Source organism: Sorangium sp. So ce887, from assembly GCF_051521455.1.
Taxonomy (GTDB): domain Bacteria; phylum Myxococcota_A; class Polyangia; order Polyangiales; family Polyangiaceae; genus Sorangium.
Genome location: NZ_CP150354.1, coordinates 1,443,588 through 1,462,402, shown reverse-complemented (window position 1 = coordinate 1,462,402; position 18,815 = coordinate 1,443,588). Strand labels below are relative to the sequence as shown.

Here is an 18,815-nt window from a genome sequence, read left to right as displayed (position 1 = left end):
CGGCGTCGATCGCGCGCCTTCGGCCTGCTCACCCGCTCCTCGCCGAGGTTTCGGCGAGCGGGCAGCGCGGAAGCTTTGGTAGAGTCCGCGCGTGGTCGACCCCTCGAGCCCTTCCCATCAGCTCGTGGGCGCCGTGCTGAACGGGCGCTTCCGGCTCGTGCGTCTCCTCGGCGAGGGGGGCATGGGCGCCGTCTACGAGGCCGATGGGCTGCGCGGCGAGGGCAAGCGCGCGATCAAGGTGCTGCACCCCGAGTTCACGGAGGACGAGCAGGTCCTCCACCGCTTCTTCGCCGAGGCGGAGGCGACGAAGGGGTTCGTCCACCAGAACATCGCCTCGGTCTACGAGGCGGCCCGCTCCGAGGACGGCACGCCCTACCTCGTCATGGAGCTCCTGCAGGGCGTCCCGCTCGCCGCGTACATCGACACGGGCAACCCGATCCCGCCGCAGCAGGCCGTGCCGATCATCCACGAGGTGCTCCAGGCGCTCATGGCGGCGCACAGCCACAAGGTCATCCACCGCGATCTGAAGCCGGAGAACCTGTTCCTCGTGCGCGACCCGCGCGGCAGCTTCCGCGTGAAGGTGCTCGACTTCGGCATCGCGAAGGTGATGGACGCGGCCGGCGGCATGGGCCTCAAGACGCGCGCCGGCACCCTCCTCGGGACCCCCGGCTACATGAGCCCCGAGCAGATCAGGAACGCGCAGGGCGTCGACGCGCGCACCGACCTCTGGAGCGTCGGCGTGATCTTCTACGAGATGCTCACGGCGACGCAGCCCTTCCCCGCCGAGAACGAGTTCGCGCGGCTCACCGCCGTGCTCGCCAAGGAGGTGCGCCCGATCGAGCAGGTCGCGCCGCACCTCTTCGCCTGGGGCCTCTTCTTCCAGCGCGCCCTCTCCAAGGACCTGACCGGGCGCTTCCAGACAGCCGAGGAGATGGCGCAGACGCTGAGCGCCATCGCGCACCGCACGGGCGTCGCGACGCCCGGGTCCTGGGCCGATCCGCAGGCGTCGCTCCCGCCGCCGCACCGCCTGCCGTCGCTGCCGCCGCCCCCGCAGCTGCACACGCCGCAGCCGCAGTCGCCGCTGCACGCGCCGCAGCCGCACGCGCCGCAGGCGCAGCCGACGTCGCAGCTGTACGCGCCGCAGCCGGTGCCGAGCCTACCTCCGGTCGGGCCGAGGCCAGAGACGATACCGCCTCGGCACCTGACCACGCCGCCGCCCCAGAAGAACCCGTCGGTGGCGCCCACGGCGAGCTTCCCGGTGGCCCCCGGGCCGACCCACATCAGCGCGCAGCGGCCGACGGGCACGCCGACGCTCACGGGCGGCCACTACGATGTGCGGGTCGTGGAGGTCCCCCTCGCCGCCGAGAGCGCGGCCCCGGAGGGCGCGGCCTGGTGGCTCGTGGGGGTCATCGGCCTCGTGTGCCTCGGCGTGGGCTTCGCGCTGGGCGTGCTGGTGAGCGGATGAGCGCCGGAGGCCGCATCCGCGCCCTGCTCGCGGTCACGTGCGCCGCCTTCGCCCTCGGCGCGCCGCGGCCCACGCGCGGCGACTCGCCCGGAGGCGGCGCGCGCGAGCCGCCCGTGCAGGTCGTCGATCTGCACGTCGACGTGCCCTGGCAGGTCCACTTCAAGGGGCGCGATCGCCGCCTCGACGAGGGCCACGCCCGCAGCGAGGCGCTCGTCGCCGGCAGCTACCTCGGCATCGTGCTGCCGATCTATTTGCCCGACCGGGTGCGGCCCGAGGGCCCGCGGATCGAGGATGCCAGCGCGGTCCTCGCGACGATCGAGGCGATCATCGCCGCGAGCCCGGTGCTCCTCCCGCTCGGCTCGGCGCGGGCCGAGCCGGGGAAGATCAGCACCTTCCTCTCGATCGAGGGGGCCGGCGCGTTCGCCGAGGACATCGCGCAGATCGACCGCTTCATCGCGCGCGGCGTGCGGCTCATCAGCCCGAACCACGCGAAGAACACGCGGCTCTCGTCGTCGGCGACCGGCGAGCGCGTGGCGTTCGGGCTGACGGAGCTCGGCAAGCGGTTCTGCGAGCGCGTCTACGCGCAGGGCGCGCTCATCGACGTCTCGCACATCTCGGACGCCGCGTTCGCGGATCTCGTCCCGATCGCGGCCGCGCACGGCGCGCCGATCGTCGCGACCCACTCGAACGCGCGCGCGGTGGCGAACCAGCCGCGCAACCTGACCGACGAGCAGCTGCGGCTCATCGGGCGGAGCGGCGGGGTCGCGGGGCTCAACTTCCACGCGACCTTCGTGAGCGGCGCGAACGAGGCGGACCTCGACGACGTGCTCGCGCAGCTCGACCACATGGTCCGCGTGGCCGGCGTCGATCACGTCGCGATCGGGTCGGATTTCGACGGCGGCATCCTCACGCCGAGGGGGCTCGGCGACGCGTCGGCGCTGCCGGCGCTGGCCGCGCGGCTCCGGCAGCGCGGGATGTCGCGCGAGGACGCGGTGAAGATCTTCTCGCAGAACGCGCTGCGCGTCCTCGGCTGGCGGCCGGCGGGCTGGAGCGGGGGTCCGCCGCACGGGTAGGCGGCGCGCGGGACGAGCGCGACGCCTGCCTCGTCCCCGACCTTCGGCAGCTGTGGTAAGGCACGCCGATGGCCGTTGCCCAGTCGTCAGTCCGGGGGCTGCTTGCCCTCGCGGTCGTCGCGTCCGCCGCCGGCCTGAGCTGCGCGGAGCTCGGTCACCTGGAGGGCGTGGGCGAGGCCGTCTGCCCCGAGCTGCGCGGGCCGGGCGACGTCCTCGGCGCCCAGTTCTCCGCCGACGCGCGGGCCAACGCCAAGGTGCGGACGTTCGTGCAGGCGGCCAAGGACATGGCCGCCGTGTCGGCGGCGATCGAGGCGCAGGTGGCCGACGCCTGCCGCCGGATCGGCGCGGATCTCGGGATCCCGCCCGCGCAGATGGCGCCGCGCGACGAGGCGGGGGGCCAGGCGAGCGGCGCCTGCGGCCCGGTCTCGGCGGCGATCGACGCCATCCTGCGCCAGGGCGCCGGGGTGCAGGTCGCGGTGACGCCGCCGGCCTGCCAGGCGAACGCCCAGGCCGGGGCGCGCTGCAGCGGCGCGTGCGACGTCCAGCTGGACCCGGGGCAGATCGTGGCGCAGTGCGAGCCCGCGCGGCTCTCCGGCTATTGCCAGGGCCGCTGCACGGGGCAGTGCGACGGGCGCTGCACCGGGCAGTGCCGGGGGCAGTGCTCCGCCTACGACGCGCAGGGGCGCTGCGTGGGCCAGTGCAACGGCGAGTGCGACGGCGGCTGCGACGCCACGTGCCACGCGCGCTGCGAGGGCACCTGGCAGGCGCCGCAGTGCGCCGGGATGGTGCGTCCCCCGAGCGCCGACGCGGAGTGCGAGGCGAGCTGCCGCGCGCACGCCGACGTCCACGCCGCCTGCACGCCGGCGCTCGTCCAGGTGCGCGCGTCGCACGGCGCCGAGATGGCCGCGCGGCTCGCGGCGACGCTGCAGGCCCACCTGCCGGCGCTGCTGCACGCCGAGGTGGCCCTCGGGCGCCGGCTCCTCGGCAACGCCCAGACGGTGGTCCAGGTCGGCGCCGCGCTGCCGCGGATCGTGGGCGACGCGGGCACGCGCGCGCTCGCGTGCGTCGCCGGGGCCACCGAGGCCTCGACGAGCGCGTCGGTGCGCATCCAGGTGAGCGTGCGCGCGAGCGCGAGCGTCACGGGGCGGGTCGGGGCGACGGGCGGGTAGCGGCGCGCGGTGGCAGGCGTGGTGTCCTCCGATGCCTCGCCTGGTACCGCCCGGTACCTCGCCCGGTGCCTTCCGGCACCTCGCCCGGTGCCTTCCGGCACCTCGCCCGGTGCCTTCCGGCACCTCGCCCGATGCCTTCCGGCACCTCGCCCGGCATCCCTGCCCCCGGGCATCCCTGCCCCCGGCTCCGGCCTGCATGGACATGGACGGCGCCGCGCCGGTCGGATTACCCTCCCGCTCCCCGCCGGGAGGATCCCATGACCGATCTCGACGACCGCTGTCTCGACACGTTCCCCGAGTGGCTGCGCAGCCTCGCCTCGGACGCCACCGACCTGGCCGGCCTGCTCGCCTCGCCGGACAGCCCGGAGGCCGCGCGCCGCTCGCTCGCGGCCGGCCTCAACTACCTCTTCAAGTCGCTCGATCTCATCCCGGACGGCATCGAGGATCTCGGCTTCCTCGACGACGCCTTCGTGCTGCGCGTCGCCGCGTCCTTCGCCGCGGCGGAGAGCCCGGAGCTGCGCGACAAGGTGCCGGCCCTCGCGCGGCTCGCGCGCGACGCGGAGCTCATCGCGGAGCTGCTCAGCGGCGACTACGCGCGGCTCAAGGGCTACGTGCGCTCGCTGGAGAAGGGCGCCGCGCGTGGCCGCACGGTCGACGACATCCTCGGCGACGAGCAGGTCCGCGCCTCGTTCATGCACGAGATCACCGGCTGGGCGTCGAGCTACACCGCACCGACGTTCAGCCGCGACGCGAAGAACCTGATCAAGCTGAAATCCTTCCTCTCCGCCAAGCTCCCGGCCTGACCGCGCGCGGCGGCGCGCCGCCTGCGCGCCCACCCGCCGCGTAGTACATAAGGCCCATCCCCCCCGGAGGAACGCGTCCGATGTCAGCCGCTCCCCGCTTCTCCGCGCTGCTCGCCGCGCTGCTCGCCGCGGGCTGCGACGCCGATCGCCCGGCCTCGACGGCACCGAGGCCCGCGCCCGCCGCCACCTCGGCCGCTCCCGCCGCCGCCGCGCCCGCGCCGCCGCCCGACACGGATCGCTCCTACGCCTACCCCGCCGCCGACCGCGTGGTGGCCATCGGCGACGTCCACGGCGACCTCGCGGCCACGCGCGCGGCCCTGCGGCTCGCGGGCGCGATCGACGGCTCGGATCGCTGGATCGGCGGCAAGCTCGTGCTCGTCCAGACCGGCGACGAGCTCGACCGCGGCGACGGCGAGCAGGAGATCGTCGACCTCTTCGATCGCCTCGCCGCCGAGGCGCGCGCGGCCGGCGGCGCCGTGTACGCGCTCAACGGCAACCACGAGGTCATGAACGTCCAGCTGGACTTCCGCTACGTCACCGAGGGCGGCTTCAAGGACTTCGAGGACGTGCCCGGGCTCGACGCCTCGTCCCCGCGCCTCACGCCGGTGCCGCCCCCCGCGCGCGCCCGCGCCGCCGCGTTCGTCCCCGGCGGTCTCTACGCCAAGAAGCTCGCGGCGCGCGACGTGATCATCACGGTCGGCGACACCGTCTTCGCGCACGGCGGTGTGCTCCCGTCGCACACGCGCTACGGCGTCGCGCGGATCAACCGCGAGGTGCGCGCGTGGATGGAGGGCAAGAGCCCGTCCACGCCGGCCGTGATCGCGGCCGAGGACAGCCCGGTGTGGGCGCGCCTCTACTCGAGCGATCCGCCGCCGACGCCGGGGTCGAGCCCCTGCGCGGCGCTCGACAAGGTCCTCGCGGCGATGTCCGCCAAGCGCATGGTCGTGGGCCACACGGTCCAGAGGAACGGCATCACCTCGGCCTGCGGCGACAAGGTCTGGCGGATCGACGTCGGCATGGCCACGCACTACGGCGGAAAGCCGGCGGCGCTGGAAATCGCCGGCGACACCGTGCGGGCCTTGACGGGCGATGCGACCAGCGCGAGCCGCGAGAAAAAATAAGCGCCCTCGTGAGAAAATATCAGAGCCGTTTGTAAAACGATCTCGCACTGCAACTGCAGCGAGCGCAGCGGGAAACGAGGGAGGCGCGAGAGGCGCGAGAGGCGCGTGAAACGCGAGGGACGCATGAGAATCAATCGACGCGAACAGCGCAAACAGCGAGAACAACGCGAACACCACCGTGGCGCCCGTCTGCTCCATTGACGCGCGCCGCGCGGACCGGATAACGTCGATGGCAAACTGGGGCTCTTCGAGCCCCAGGGGAAGGGAATCAGATGCCTGAGCTTTCGCTCGCGCTGATCCACGAGGCGAATCGGAGCAACGGGGAGGTCCCCCTGGCGCCCGGCGAGCAGCGCCTCTCCCTTCTGGTTCCTCGTGTCGCACCCGCGCTGCTGCGCCGGTGCGGGCAGCCCGAGCGCCGTGCAGCGGGGAGCGGCTGATGGACGACGACGAGTTGCTGCGCGCCTTGACGCGCATCGCGCAGCAGGGTCCGCCCGGCGAGCCGTGCCGGCGGAAGCTCGCCGAGGAGGCGCGCCCGGAGGACGCGCGGAGCGGTCCGCGGGACGCCGGCGACGCCGCGGCGTCCTCCTCGCGCGCAGGCCGGGAGGAGCGCGAGGCGCGGCTGCCCCTCGACGACGAGACCCGCGCCCGGCTCGCCGACCAGCTGGTCGCCCAGCTCCGGGATGCGCCCGGCGAAGCGCCCGCGCCGCCGTCGCTGGCGCGGCCGCTGCTCGACCGGAAGTCCGGGGTCCGCTTCCGGAGCCCCCATGAGTGGGACTGCGAGGCGGAGGAGGCGGGCGACGTCGCCGACGCGCCGCTGCTGGGCGCCGACGCCGACTCGCTCAGCGGGACGAGCTCGCCGTCGACCACGGATGCTCCCGTCTGTCGCGCGATCGGCGGCGAATCGGTGCCGCCCGGGACCTCGGAGCCACCCCGCGACGCGCGCCCGAGCGAGGCCCCGGGGCAGCCGGCCCCGCGCGCGCCGGGCGGGGTGGACGCCGGCGCCCTGGTGCCGCGCCAGGGCCCGCTGGGCCCCGAGCTGGTCGTCGAGCGGCGGAGCGCTCCGCGGGCGCGCGCGCGGGTGCGGACGGCCGTGGGCGTGGCCGGGTGGGTCGTGTCGGCGGCGCTCGTGTCGCTGCTCGCGCTGCGGCCTGCGCCGTTCGCGCCGGGCGCCGCCCCGCTCCCCGACTACACGATCGCGACGACCCTCGGCGGCGGCCCGCAGCAGCGCGCTCGTGAGCCGGGCGCCCCGCCCCACGTCGGCAGGGGCGCCCGGCTCACGATCGCGCTGTCGCCCGGCGCGCGCGTTCAGGCGCCGGTCGCCGTGAGGGCGTTCCTTGTGCAGGGCGGGAACGCGCGCCCGTGGCCCGTGGAGATCGCGCTCGACGGCGGCGGCGGCGCGCGCGTGTCGGGCACGCGCGAGGCGCTCTTCAGGGACGTCGCGGCCGGCCCATGTGAGGTCGTCTTCGTGATCGGCCAGCCCGGCTCGCCGTCCATCGACGCCGAGGCGCTGCCCGCCGAGGGCGCCGTCCAGCTCGCGGGCGGCCGGCTCCTCCGGCAGCGATTGTTCCTTGACTGATCGCCACCTGGATTAAGGAGAAAAGCCGTCCTCCCCCGGCGGGCGGCGCGCCCCTCGCTCGCGGGCCGACGGCGCGCGGCGCCGGCCCGAGCAGGGAGGAGCAGAGGTCAGCACGCATGAACCGACGGATGTTCAAGAGCAAGATCCACCGCGCGACCGTGACCCACGCGGATCTGCACTACGAGGGCAGCGTCACGATCGACGCCGACCTCCTGGAGGGCGCCGACATCCTGCCCTACGAGGCGGTCGACATCTGGAACGTGACGCGCGGCTCCCGGCTGACGACCTACGCGCTCGCGGGGGCGCGCGGGTCCGGCGTCGTTTGCATCAACGGCGCCGCGGCGCACCTCAATCAGCCCGGCGACCTCGTGATCATCGCGACGTTCGCGGACATGGACGAGGCCGAGGCGCGGCGGCACGAGCCGCGGGTGCTCCGCGTCGACGGGCAGAACCGGCCGCTGGCCGCTCAGCCACCCGAGGCGCCGGGGCCGCTCGCGCCGAGCTGATCGCGCGCGTCACCCGGCGTGCGGCAGCGCCCGCGCCACCGGCGCGCGGGCGAGCCGGACGAAGCGCGCCGAGAGGACCCCCGCGGCGGCGACGAGCCCGGCGGTGAGCCCGAACCAGAGGCCGCGGACGCCGAGGTCGAGCCCGAAGGCGAGCCCGATCGACAGCGGCAGGCCGAGGCCCCAGTGGGCTCCGAGGCTGGCCCAGAAGGGGAACCGCACGTCGCCCGCCCCCCGCAGGGCGCCGGCGGCGACCGCCTGGACGCCGTCGAACAGCTGGAAGAGCGCGGCGATGCGGAGCAGCGGGACGCCGATGGCGAGGACCTCGGCGTCCGGGGTGAACGCGCCGATCAGGGCGCGGGGGAACGCGGCGTACGTCGAGGCGCTCACGCACATGATGCCGGCGCCGAGCAGGACGCCGAGCAGGCCGGGGCGCAGCGGCGACCGGCCCGCGCCGATCGCGTGCCCCACGCGGACGGCGGTGGCGCCGCCGACGCCGATGGCGCCCATGAACGCGAAGGCGGCGAGCCCGATCGCGATCTGGTGCGCCGAGATCACGGTCGCGCCGAGCCGCCCGGCGAGCAGCGCCGTCATCCCGAACACGCCGACCTCGGCGAGGAGCTGCAGCCCGATCGGGACGCCGAGCCGGTAGATCACCGCGACCGGCACCGCGCTGTCGTCCTCCTTCTTCCCGGGCGACGCCGCGCGCCGGCGCTGCGCCGAGAGGAGCACGATCGACGAGAGCACCACGCTGGCGAGGCTCGCGGCGAGCCCTGCGCCGAGCGCGCCGAGCTGCGGCAGGCCGAGCGGCGGCAGGCCCACCCAGCGCAGCGCGTCGTCGCCGCGGACCATCAGGTTGCAGGCGACGAGGTTGACGACGTTCGCCGCGATCACGGCGACGAGCGCGGGCCGCGTCGCGCCGTGGGCCTGGAGGAAGCTCTTTCCGGCGAGGAAGACCGGCCAGAGGAAGACCCACAGCGCGTGGCCGAGGATGTACCGGCGGACGCCGGGGACGAGCGCCGGGTCGACGCCCATGGGCGCGAGCGCGGAGGTCGCCGCGAGGGCGGCGCCGAGCGCGACGACGCTGACGAGCAGGCTCGCGCGCAGGGTCGCGCGCAGCGCCGCCCACGCCTGGCCCGGGCGGCCGGCGCCGATCGCCTGCGACGCGAGCGGATCGAGCGCGGCCGAGATGCCGATCCCGAGCGCGTTGCACGTGTGGACGATCGTCCTCCCCATCGCGCAGGAGGCGAGCTCGTTGACCGAGACGCGCCCCACGATCGCCACGTCGACGAGCGCCATCGCGACGAGCCCCGCCTGCGCCACCGCGATCGGCAGCGCGAGGCGCGCGAGGACGCGCAGCTCGGACCGCGCGCCGTCGGCGGCGAGAGGGGGAGAAGCGAGGTTCACAGGGGCACCGGAATCGGAGAACGGAGAAAGGGCGCCACCCTAGCGCACCGGGGGCAGCGCGCTCGTCAGGGTGGCGCCGGAGATGAGGCGCAAGGGGGGAAGATCAATGATCTTCCGGGGTTCCTGTGAGCTCGACGGGGTAGATCGAGAGGGGAAGAAAACGCAAAGGCGCAAAGGCGCAAAGGCGCAAAAAGGAAGAAGAAAAGAGTCAGTCGCAGAAGAAAAAGACGAGGCTCGGAGGCCGAGAGATTTTCTCTCTCTTGCGCCTTTGCGCCTTTGCGCCTTTGCGTTTTTTCTCTCTTGGCGCCCTGGCGGCGCTCGTCTCTTCGCTCCGCCAGACCTCACCAGGCGAGGTGAGCCCGCCCGTCGAGGTACACGCGCTTCGCTTCCTCGAGCCCCGTCGACTCGACCTCCACCACGCGCAGGATCTCCGTCGCGGCCCCGAGCGCGACGTCCCTCCCCGCCTCGAAGCGCTGCGCCCGGACCAGGGCGCGATAGGCCTTGTCGAGCAGGAGCGCCCGCTCGCGCGACGGCGCCACGAGGTACGCGAGATCGCGATCGCCTCCTCGCGCGCCGCGCCGCACCTCCGCCTCGTCGAGCGCGCCGCCAGGGAAGAAGCGCGCGAGCATCTCCTCGTTCCCTCGGTAGTCGTCGGCCCCGCGAGCGCGGCGCAGGTAGGTCAGGACCTCCGGCTCCGCGTGGCCGGCCTGCGGCACGTCGGGCATGCCGCGCAGGTCCTGGTGCCGCCAGCCGGCGGCGCCGGGCACCTTGCGCGAAAGCGAGAAGGTGTGATCCACCGTGACGCCCACGGCGCCGTGGCAGCCCATGCACGCGCGGTGCTCCTCCGCGGTCTGCAGCCGCAGCCGGCCCTGCTCGTCCTCGATGAACGCCTGGAGCTGCCAGCCGAACGCGTTCCGCAGGCCGACCTCGGGCGCGCCAGGGTGGAACGGCGGCTGCCCCTCCTCCTTCTCCTCGGCCTCACGCTCGTACGCGCGCGCGATCGCCCAGTCGTCCGGCTCGTCGACCTTCCGCGCGTAACGCAGCTCCTTCATCCGCGCAGAGAGCAGCGTCGGGCGGTCCGGGTCGAGGTACCTCACCGAGTGAAGGAGCTCCGCCCCGCGCGGGTAGATCCACGCGCGAACCGGGACTCCGGCCGCCCCGCCGGCGTACCCCGCGGGCAGGCGAAGGACGCGCGTCACCGCGGGCTCGAGCGCGCCGTCGCCGTCGAGATCGAAGCCGGCGAGGAGCTCGCTCACCGGCTCGACCTCCCGCCCTGCAGGCGCCTCGGCGGGCGGCGCGGCGCCCTCTTTGGGCAAGGGCGACGGAGACGCGATCGCCGCCTCGATCAGCGCGAGGTTCAGCTTGTAGACCTCGCGCGAGGGCGCGCCGGAGGCGTCCTCGCGGAACGCGGCCGGCAGCCGGAGGAACACGTCGCCGGCGCTGCCGTTCGTGGGCCAGAAGCTCCCCGGGAACGGCTTGTACCGCACCGCCCGGAAGCCGCTCCCGTCACGCGCGAAGCCCTCTTCATCGAAGCCGGCCGCGAGGTCGAGATCGGGCACATAGCCCGGGTAATCCGGGCGCGCTGCGAGCGCCTTGCGCAGCGGCGCGTAGTTGTCCTCCCGGATGTACGCGAGGATCTCCGCGTCGCTCGTCCGGGCGGCGACGGCCGAGAGGTCCTCGAGCAGGTGGGTCCAGGGGTTCCTCCGCGCCGCGTCCGAGAAGCTGTACGCGCGCTGGAGGTCGTGATCCGCGAGCGTGTTCGGGCCGATCCCGATCGTGTGGCACGTCCAGCAGCCGTTCGCTCCGCCGGCCGTCACCGCGTAACACATCGGCGGGATCGACGCCTCGGGGTTGCCCGCGTGCCCCGCGCGCGCGACCGCGGTGGCGAGCGGATCGTAGTCGCCCCCGCCGCAGCGCGCGGCCGCGACGAGGACGGCGGACATCGCCGCGAACGTCAGAGACGCGGACAGCAGGCGTTCGCGGCGACTACGCATGGAGATCACTCGGGCAGGAAGGTGAGCGCGATCACGCTCGAGAGGGTGCCGTCGCCCTTCGGCCAGGTGCTGTAGGCGTTCTCGCCGGGGTGCTGCACGGCCATGAAGATCGAGCCCATGTCGGGCGTGAAGGACGGGCCGGTCGCCTCCGCGTCGCTCGGCATGGCCACCACGCGGAACGCCTTGCCGAAGCTCGGCTGGGCCACGCCGGGCTGGCCCTCGCGGTGGGTGGGGTCGAGATCGAGGTAGTAGAACGCGTCCGCGTGGGCGGCGACGCCGAAGTTGCCGTCGGTGCCGAACCACACGCCGCCCTCGCGGTCGAGGAGCAGGTTGTCCGGGCAGGAGGCGTCGAAGTCGCCCTGCGCCTTCGAGCCGTGCCACACCTCGAAGTACCGGAACGCGATCGACGCGCCCGGATTCGCGGGATCGGCCTCCTCCAGGGCGAGGAGCGAGCCCACGGCGTCCGCGCGCTTCGGGGACGTTGTCGCGTGCGTCGCCGGATCGTGGAGCTTGCCCTCCTGATCGAGCGCCGTCTGCCCCGTGTGGTTGGTGAACGCCACGTAGACCCGCGGCGTGCCGCTCGGGTCGCGCGGGTTCCACTCGATGTCCTCGGGCCGGTTCAGCTCCATGATCCCGACCTTGTTGCTCGCCGTGAACAGCGCGCGCGAGACGTCGTGGTCCGTCTCGAAGCCGCCGATCCCGTTCCAGCTGACGTCGCGCAGCGCGGCGCCGACGGTCCTCGTCGCCTCGCCGAGCGCGGCCGCGTTCGGCGCGATGGCGGCGCTGTCCACCGAGAGCTCGATCCACTGCCCCGTGCCGGGGGCCGCCTCGGTCGGGGCCGCGCCGGTCGCGAGCAGGGTGTTGCCGGTCCTGTTGTCGAGCCCCGCGAGGTGCGCCGCGTAGAGCTTGCCCTCGTCGAGCAGCCCGCGGATCTCCGCCCGCGCCATCCCGGCCGTGTAGTTGCCGGCCGTCACGTACTTGTAGATGCGGCCGCCGCGGCGATCGTCGGTCCCGTAGATCACGATCGGCTGCCCCGGCACGAGCTTCCAGTCGCCGTCGACGGCGAACGTCGCTGCCTCCCAGCGGGCGCGGCCCATGAAGCCGAATTTCTTGTGGCCCGTGCCTGCCTCCGTCTTGCCGTCGTACTCGCCAGCGGGCTCCCCGGGGTCGATCTCGGTGAGATAGCCGTAGTGGTCGCGGGGTTGCCGGCCGTTCGGATCCGAGATGCGCCCGAACTCCGCGCTGGTGCTCGCCTCGAAGATCGGGCTCACCCGCGCGCCCGGGTCGAAGCCCCGACCGGTGAGGAACCTCTGATCGCTCGACCAGCTCGCCTCGAGATCGCCGTAGTAGTCCTGCACGTTCTCCTCGGCGGTGATCACCGTGCCCCAGGGCGTCTGCCCGCCGGCGCAGTCGCCCATGATGCCGGCCACGATCCCTTCGTGGAGCGGCTCGCCCGTCGTGTCGTCCTTGCCCGGGCTCGAGAGCGCGTGCCCCGCGATCCGGCTCAGCGTCTTGCTCGTCGCGTCGTAGCGAACGGCCTTCGCGCTCCGGTCGACCGACCACGCGCCGGTCGCCGGATCCTGCACGGTCCGGAGCCAGGAGCCTCCGACCTCCCTCTTCTCCCAGCGAATGTACGTGTCGACGTCCTCCTGCGACCAGACGCTCGCCTCGACGTCGTTCGCGAGGACGCCGAGCTTCTTCAGGTGCCGCGCCAGCGTGAGGTGCTGCCCGGTCGGCGCGGAGGTGGCCGTCGGGCTCTTTCCAGAGACGTACTCGTGGTTGACCCACAGCCAGCCCGCGGTGCCGGAGCCATTCCATTGCGGCGCGGTGCCCGCGGTGGCGGACCACCCCTGGCCGAAGAAGGCGGTGTAGTCGTTGTTGGCGCCGAACCAGGGCGCGTCCGGCGCGGTGCTGAAGGTCAGCGGATCGAGCCAGGTCACAACGACGTCCGAGCGCACCCCGGCGAGCGTCCGGAGGGTGTCGGTCGCCGCCGCGTGGAGCGGGAACTGCTCGCCCGCGGGCAAGGCGCCGGCGGCGAACATCTCCACGCGCTCCTTCACGTAGTCCGCGAGGCTCGCGGCGTGGGTCCGCGGCGGCGCGTCCTCGCCGGGATCGCCCTTCGGCCCGGGCTGCCCGTCCTGCCCCGGCGCGCCGTCGGCGCCCTCCTCGCCGTCCTGGCCCGGCGTCCCGTCCTCGCCGGGAGCGCCGTCCTCGCCGGGGGCGCCGTCCGCGCCGGGGGCGCCGTTGACGCCGTCCTCCCCGTTCAGGCCCGGTGTCCCACCCTTGCCGGGCTGGCCCTGCGCGCCATCCTCGCCACAACCGCTCCCGATCGCGGCAAGGCCGCTCGCGAGCACCAGAAGCAACGCCGTCCTCAGGGTCCGCCTCGTCATCATCGCATCTTCTCCGCTGGGGATTGGCCGGAGACGATGCCCGCCGACGGTGGCGCCCGGATGCGACGAGCGCGACAAATTCTTGTCAGACGCCACGCGGATCGCGCGGCTCGACGGCGCGCGAGCCACCGCTCGGCGCTCGAAGCGCGAGATCAGGGCGGGAGAGCGAGCGAGATCACCAGCGCAGGCGCCGCGGAGCTCGCCGGCGCGGCGCTAGTCGTCGTCGTCGGGCACGACGACGTCTTGACCGAAGCGCGCGCGCGCCTCGAGCAGCTCCTTGTCCGAGATCCAGGTGCGCTCGCAGCTGACGAGCGGCGCGACCTGGTAGACGTCCTTGCGCTCCTCACCGTGTCCGTCCTCGAGGACCCGGACTACCTCATGATGGAAGCCGCAGGAGGGGCAGAGCGCTCGCATGAGCGGTCACTAGAGTGCAGGCGCGCTGGGTGCAAGGCCCTCCCCCGGCGGCGCGCCCGTGGACGAGCGGCGGCGGGGGAGGTCAGCGCGCGAGGGAGGGAGCGCGGGAGGAGGGAGGGGAGCGCGGAAGGAGGGGGTCGCCCGGCTCAGGCCGTGGCTTTGGCGCCGACGGCGGCGGTCTTCTCGTCGCCCGAGTGGATGCGCATCCCGTAGAAGGAGCGGTACACGAACACCGTCGAGAGCAAGAAGAAGATGGCCGCGAGCACGAGGCTCGTCGTGCGGTCGATCTCGATCGCCAGCTCGACCGCGAGGAGGCCGAACAGGGTCGTGAACTTGATGACGGGGTTCATCGCGACGGACGAGGTGTCCTTGAAGGGGTCGCCCACGGTGTCGCCGACGACCGTCGCCGCGTGGAGCGGCGTGCCCTTCTCCTTCAGCTCCACCTCGACGAGCTTCTTCGCGTTGTCCCAGGCGCCGCCGGCGTTCGCCATGAAGATCGCCTGGTAGAGCCCGAAGAGCGCGATGCTGATGAGGTAGCCGATGAAGAAGAACGGCTCGAGGCAGGCGAAGGCGAGCGTCGAGAAGAAGACGCCGAGGAAGATGTTGAACATCCCCCGCTGCGCGTACTGCGTGCAGATCTCGACCACCTTCTTGCTGTCGGCGATCGAGGCCTTCTCCACGCCGTCGAGGCGGATGTTCGCCTTGATGAACTCGACCGCGCGGTAAGCGCCGGTCGAGACCGCCTGGGTCGACGCGCCGGTGAACCAGTAGATGACCGCGCCGCCCGTCACGAGGCCGAGCAGGAACGGCGGGTGGAGCAGCGAGAGCTTGTCCACGTTGATCGTCAGCTTGCTCGTGAGCACGACGATGATCGAGAAGATCAGCGTCGTCGCGCCGACGACCGCGGTCCCGATGAGCACCGGCTTCGCCGTCGCCTTGAACGTGTTGCCCGCGCCGTCGTTCTCCTCGAGGAAGTGCTTGGCCTTCTCGAAGTTCGGGGTGAAGCCGAAGTCCTTCTTCAGCTCGGCCTCGATGTTCGGGACGTTCTCGATGAGCGAGAGCTCGTACACCGACTGCGCGTTGTCGGTCACCGGGCCGTAGGAGTCGACCGCGATCGTCACCGGGCCCATGCCGAGGAAGCCGAACGCCACGAGGCCGAAGGCGAAGACGCTCTCGGCGATCATGAGCGCCCCGAGGCCCATCATGGAGAAGAAGTACGAGATGCCCATCAGCACGACGAGGACGATGCCCATCCAGTACGCGCTGAAGTTGCCGGCGGTCAGGCCCGCCAGCACGTTCAGCGAGGCGCCGCCCTCGCGCGACGCCGTCACGACCTCGCGGACGTGGCGCGACTCGGTCGAGGTGAAGATCTTGATCATCTCCGGGATGATGGCGCCCGCCAGGGTGCCGCAGGTGATGATCGACGAGAGCTTCCACCAGAGCGTCGGGTCGCCGCCGAGGTTCGGGATCATGAACGCCGAGACGGCGTACGTGAGCACGACCGACACGATCGAGGTCAGCCAGACGAGGCGCGTCAGCGGGGCCTCGAAGTTCATCTTGTCGGCGTCGCCGTAGGACGCCTTGGCGATCGCCTCGTTGAGCAGGTACGAGCCGATGCTCGCGAGGACCATCACGATGCGCATGACGAAGATCCAGACGAGGAGCTGGACCTGGACGCCCGTGTCGGGGACGGCGAGGAGGATGAACGAGATGAGCGCGACGCCGGTGACGCCGTACGTCTCGAAGCCGTCGGCGCTCGGGCCGACCGAGTCGCCGGCGTTGTCGCCGGTGCAGTCGGCGATGACGCCCGGGTTGCGCGCGTCGTCCTCCTTGATGTTGAAGACGATCTTCATGAGATCGGAGCCGATGTCGGCGATCTTCGTGAAGATGCCGCCCGCGATGCGGAGCGCGGAGGCGCCGAGCGACTCGCCGATCGCGAAGCCGATGAAGCACGGGCCGGCGTAGTCGGCCGGGATGAAGAGCAGGATCATCAGCATGAGCATGAGCTCGGTGCTGATGAGGACCGCGCCGATGCTCATGCCCGCCTTGAGCGGGATGGCGTACGTCGGGAACGGCTTGCCCTTGAGGCTCGCGAACGCGGCGCGCGAGTTCGCGAACGTGTTGATGCGCATGCCGAACCACGCGACGCCGCAGCTGCCGGCGATGCCGACGAGGCTGCTCAGCAGGATGACCACGACCTTCGTGGCCTCCATGTGGCGCAGCACGCCGAAGTAGAGGACCATGACCCCGCCGATCAGGACCTCGAGGAGCAGGATGAACTTGAACTGCGTGATGAGGTACGTCTTGCAGGTCTCGTAGATGAGCTCCGAGATCTCCCGCATCGCGCGGTGGACCGGGAGCTTGTTCAGCTGCGAGAACGTGACGAGCCCGAACACGAACCCGAGCACGCAGACGCCGATGCCGCCCAGGAGGAGCGTGCGGCCATCGATGCCGCCGAACGACTGGGAGCTCAGGTCGGGGAGGATCAGGTCGGATTCACTGGCGCTGGCCAGCCCGCCGCTGAGCAGCAGGGCGAGCGCGGCGAGCCCGGCCAGCAGCGGTGCAAGCCAGGCCTTTTGAGACCGGATGACGTTCATTGACGGTGTGCCTCCATCGCAAAATCCGAGGCCGGGGGCGGCGCCATCGCCGCCCGCAGCTTCGTGGTTCCGAGGGGTTGGCCGCCTGCGTAAAGGGGAAGGGAACCGGCGCGCTGCCGGAGGGGTTCTTGCTCTAACGCCGACGCTTCAGCACAGCCTCGTCCCTCAGCGACCGGTGGTGTCGGGGTGCCCAGTGCTGCCGGGCAAGCCTCCACCGTGACCAGGACCGCCGAGGCGCGCGCTAGCTACCATGCGTCGCAGACGCCGTCGAGAGGGTGCGATGCCTGCGCACGACAAGAGCCCTTGTCACCGCCGCTGCGTCGGGCGATCGCGTAGGGAGATCGCGTAGGAAAGTGAAACGGAGCGCGCGGGGCCGCGCTCCTCCGCGGATTGTCGTGTTCAGGCCGCGTTCAGCGCGCGTTCAGTTGCGCTCGGTCGCGGTGTTCGGGCGCCGGTCCGAGCCGGAGAGCCGCTGATCCGAGCCCGAGTCCGCGTTGGGGCTGGCGTGCGAGGTGAGGAGCTCCGCCACGAGATCCCGGCATTCCGGCTTGTTGCGGAGGTGGCTCAGGAGCAGGTTCGAGGCCTCGCTGAACGACTTCTCGTAGGCGAGCCCCTCGCGCGTGCGCGCGGCGACGCGCTCGCGCCCCTGCGCGAGATCCTCCTCGAGGGCCTCGGCGTAGCGGGCGAGCTGGGCGCGGAGCTCGTCGATCTGGCGGCGCAGGTCGCGCGCGTTCGCCTCGCGCGTGTTCTTCTTGTGCTCGTAGCGCCCGAGCTGCTCGCGCTTCGCCTGCGCCGTCGCGCCGGCCGCGCCCGCGCGCTCGTAGACGAGCGGATCGTGGTTGCCCTGGCGGATCGCCACGTCCGCGAGCTGGCGCCCGGAGAGCGCGAGCTTCTCGGCGGCGGCGAGCTCCACGCGGACCTTCTCGACGTCCTCGCCGTCGGCCATCGCCTCGCGCATCACGCGCGACTCCTCGTGCGCGAGCTCCTCGACCTTGCGGCCGATCTCGGCGCGCAGAGCGCGGCCGCGGCGCTCGAGCGCCTCGAGCTTGCGGGTGAGGCTCGCGACCTCGCCCTCGAGCTTGTTGGCGCGCGCGGCGAGGTCCCAGGCCTGCGCGAGGCCGTTCTGGACCTCCTGCGGCACCTGCCCGGACGGATAGGCGCGGGAGACCATGCGCGAGAACAGGGCCGCGCGGCTCGCCCACTCGATGACGCCGGCGCTCTGCGGCGGCGGCGGCGGCGGCGGCAGCGGCACGCCGTCGCCGCCCTCGACCTCCCACGCGTGGGCCGGCAGCCCGCGCTGGAGCGCCTTCAGCTCCTCCTGAAGGTGATGGGCGTCGCGGTAGCGCTTGCGGATGTCCTTCTCGAGCAGGCGCAGGACGATCGCCTCGCCCTGCGAGTGCGCGTCGGGGCGGATCGAGCGCGGGCGCGGCGGCGCGTGGGTCCGCTGCATCTCGAGGAGGGTGTCGCGGTCGTTCGCGCGGAAGGGGAGCTGCCCGGTGAGCATCTCGAAGAAGAGCACGCCGAGCGCGTAGAGGTCCGACTGCGCCGTCGCCTCCTCGCCGCGGGCCTGCTCGGGCGACATGTACTCGGGCGTCCCGAAGACCGCGCCCTTCGGGGCGAGGCGCGGGTCGCGCGCGATGGCGGCGAGGCCGAAGTCGAGAATCTTGACGAAGTCCTTCCGGCCGCCGCGGTGGGTGAGCAGGATATTGTCGCTCTTCAGATCGCGGTGCACGACGCCGAGGTCGTGGGCGCGAGCGAGCGCGGCGCACATCTGCTCGAGGATGTCCACCGATCGCGCGATCGGCATCGGGCCGCGCGCGAGCTCCGCCGAGAGCGGCGTGCCGACGAGGTACTCCATGACGAGGTAGAGCTCGCCCTCCTCGGTCTCGCCGATGTCGTGGATATCGATGATGTGGGCGTGGTCAACGCGGTTTGCGGCGCGCGCCTCGCGCAGCATCCACGCGCGGAGGTGGGTCTCTCCGCGGAGATCGGGCCGGATGAGCTTCAGGGCGACGACCCGGTCGATCAGCACATGACGGGCGCGGTAAACGACGCCCATGCCGCCTTCGCCGAGCCGTGCCTCGAGCCGGTACCTGCCGGCCACGACCTTACCGATCAACGGATCGGTGCTCGAAGCCTTGGGACCTGCCGGTCGCTGAATCGCGCGCTCCATGGTGCCTTCGTTTCTCCTCAGCGCTCCCCAGAAGGGCGGTTCGCGTCTCTCAAGGGGCTTATTGCGCTGTGCGGTGAGTCGGATCGCTCGCTGAAGGTATCCGGTTTGAAACAGCCGGTCTATGGGCCCG

13 protein-coding genes are annotated in these 18,815 nt (G+C 72.7%); 7 read left to right on the top strand and 6 right to left on the bottom strand.

Annotation, left to right across the window (positions count from 1 at the left end; translation table 11 throughout):
- Positions 1-91 precede the first annotated feature (91 nt).
- From WMF36_RS05450 to panD, 7 genes are all read left to right on the top strand, one after another.
- Complete coding sequence (locus tag WMF36_RS05450) at positions 92-1,465, top strand: protein kinase domain-containing protein (RefSeq protein ID WP_437578545.1); 1,374 nt, start codon at positions 92-94, stop codon at positions 1,463-1,465.
- A complete protein-coding gene (locus WMF36_RS05445) occupies positions 1,462-2,538 on the top strand; it encodes a dipeptidase (protein ID WP_437578544.1) in 1,077 nt (358 codons plus the stop codon). Before WMF36_RS05450 ends, WMF36_RS05445 begins: the two co-directional genes overlap by 4 nt.
- A gap of 68 nt (positions 2,539-2,606) precedes the next feature.
- Entirely contained in the window at positions 2,607-3,707 is a 1,101-nt protein-coding gene (locus WMF36_RS05440) for a hypothetical protein (RefSeq protein ID WP_437578543.1), read from the top strand.
- A 257-nt stretch (positions 3,708-3,964) separates the two neighbouring features.
- Positions 3,965-4,510, top strand: a complete 546-nt coding sequence (locus WMF36_RS05435; RefSeq protein ID WP_437578542.1) for a DUF1232 domain-containing protein — start codon at positions 3,965-3,967, stop codon at positions 4,508-4,510.
- A gap of 80 nt (positions 4,511-4,590) precedes the next feature.
- Positions 4,591-5,631, top strand: coding sequence for a metallophosphoesterase (locus WMF36_RS05430; RefSeq protein ID WP_437578541.1), 1,041 nt, complete (start codon positions 4,591-4,593; stop codon positions 5,629-5,631).
- Between the two features lie 436 nt (positions 5,632-6,067).
- A complete protein-coding gene (locus WMF36_RS05425) occupies positions 6,068-7,207 on the top strand; it encodes a hypothetical protein (RefSeq protein WP_437578540.1) in 1,140 nt (379 codons plus the stop codon).
- Between the two features lie 116 nt (positions 7,208-7,323).
- Complete coding sequence (gene panD, locus WMF36_RS05420; RefSeq protein WP_437578539.1) at positions 7,324-7,713, top strand: aspartate 1-decarboxylase; 390 nt, start codon at positions 7,324-7,326, stop codon at positions 7,711-7,713.
- A 9-nt stretch (positions 7,714-7,722) separates the two neighbouring features.
- Here the strand turns inward: panD and WMF36_RS05415 are convergent, their stop codons facing one another.
- The 6 genes from WMF36_RS05415 to WMF36_RS05390 all read right to left on the bottom strand — a co-directional run bounded on the left by WMF36_RS05415 (position 7,723) and on the right by WMF36_RS05390 (position 18,685).
- Positions 7,723-9,117 (bottom strand): MATE family efflux transporter, encoded by a 1,395-nt coding sequence (locus tag WMF36_RS05415; RefSeq protein WP_437578538.1) that lies wholly within the window; start codon positions 9,115-9,117, stop codon positions 7,723-7,725.
- A 341-nt stretch (positions 9,118-9,458) separates the two neighbouring features.
- The gene (locus WMF36_RS05410) at positions 9,459-11,111 is read right to left on the bottom strand and encodes a hypothetical protein (RefSeq protein WP_437578537.1); all 1,653 of its coding nucleotides are present in this window, start codon (positions 11,109-11,111) and stop codon (positions 9,459-9,461) included.
- Between the two features lie 5 nt (positions 11,112-11,116).
- Entirely contained in the window at positions 11,117-13,504 is a 2,388-nt protein-coding gene (locus WMF36_RS05405; RefSeq protein ID WP_437578536.1) for an alkaline phosphatase PhoX, read from the bottom strand.
- A gap of 210 nt (positions 13,505-13,714) precedes the next feature.
- The gene (locus WMF36_RS05400; RefSeq protein WP_437487086.1) at positions 13,715-13,915 is read right to left on the bottom strand and encodes a hypothetical protein; all 201 of its coding nucleotides are present in this window, start codon (positions 13,913-13,915) and stop codon (positions 13,715-13,717) included.
- A 146-nt stretch (positions 13,916-14,061) separates the two neighbouring features.
- Positions 14,062-16,512: a sodium-translocating pyrophosphatase gene (locus WMF36_RS05395; RefSeq protein ID WP_437578535.1), complete on the bottom strand. Its 2,451-nt coding sequence runs from the start codon at positions 16,510-16,512 to the stop codon at positions 14,062-14,064.
- A gap of 421 nt (positions 16,513-16,933) precedes the next feature.
- A complete protein-coding gene (locus WMF36_RS05390; RefSeq protein WP_437578534.1) occupies positions 16,934-18,685 on the bottom strand; it encodes a protein kinase domain-containing protein in 1,752 nt (583 codons plus the stop codon).
- Between the last annotated feature and the right edge of the window lie 130 nt (positions 18,686-18,815).